We start from the raw sequence: 1,028 nt of genomic DNA, 5'->3' as shown, positions 1-1,028 counted from the left end.
ATTTGGGAGCAAAAGATTTAGCAGAGAAAAATTTACTACAATACAAAGATGTATTTTCAGACATTGTAAACGTAAACTTATTTGGTGGCAGATGTTATGTGTCAGCGAAAGAGTTGTCGCGGGAACCCGGCGAGTTGATTACGAAAGCCGTATCAGATGATAAACTTCGGCAGTTACAGATGGATGTGCCGATGAAGTGTAAGAAGCACAATAGAAGTTTTTTCTTATGTCTGGAAAATCAGAGTGACAAAAACAACGTTATGCCGGTGCGTGATATGGGGTACCAGCACGCCAAATATATGGAGCAGATCAAGGAAGCGAAAGAAAGTAATCGGAAAACCGGCAATTATCCAAATCCGATGACAAAGGAACTTAACGATTCACAGAAATTAAGTCCGGTCATCACTCTGGTTTTGAATTACAGTCAGAATGAATGGGGAAAGCCAAGATGTCTGAATGATATGCTGGAGTTTCCGGAAGATATTGGTGAGGAACTTACAAAATGGATTCCTGAGCATCCGATTTGTATTATTAACCTAGCCAGCCAGCCGGAAACGACAATCCGCCAGTATCAATCAGATTTTAAATACATAGTCCATTATCTGTCTTGTGGAAATGACAGAAAGAAACTGGATGAATATTTTCAAACAACGGAGTTTGAATTAGACCATCCGGAGGCGTTTTTAGACTGGTTGTCTGCGGTGACAAACGACAGGAGATATCAGAAAGCAAAAGAATTAATAGAAGAAACTGAAGGAAAAGGAGGAAAAATCAATATGTGTGTATTGTTAGATATGTATGAAGAACGAGGAGAAGCACGAGGAATAGAGAAAGGAATTGCGCAAGGGATTGCCAAAGGAGAAGCGCGTGGAATAGAAAAAGGGATTGTCCAAGGAGAGGCGCGTGGAATGGCAAAGGGAATTTCGCAAGGGATCGAGGAAATCAACACATTATATCATTGTTTATTAGCAGATCATCGAATGGAAGATATACAAAAAGCAATCATGGATACAGAATACCAAAAGGAA

At 40.0% G+C, this 1,028-nt stretch carries 1 protein-coding gene; it reads left to right on the top strand.

Features of this window, described 5'->3' with window-relative positions:
- The coding region (locus DW019_RS06105; protein ID WP_207663921.1) for an Rpn family recombination-promoting nuclease/putative transposase at positions 1-1,028 on the top strand (1,028 nt) is incomplete at both ends.

This window comes from Clostridium sp. AF37-5 (assembly GCF_003477605.1).
In the GTDB taxonomy this organism is placed as follows: Bacteria; Bacillota; Clostridia; order Lachnospirales; family Lachnospiraceae; genus Eubacterium_F.
This window is presented reverse-complemented; position numbering and strand designations above follow the sequence as displayed.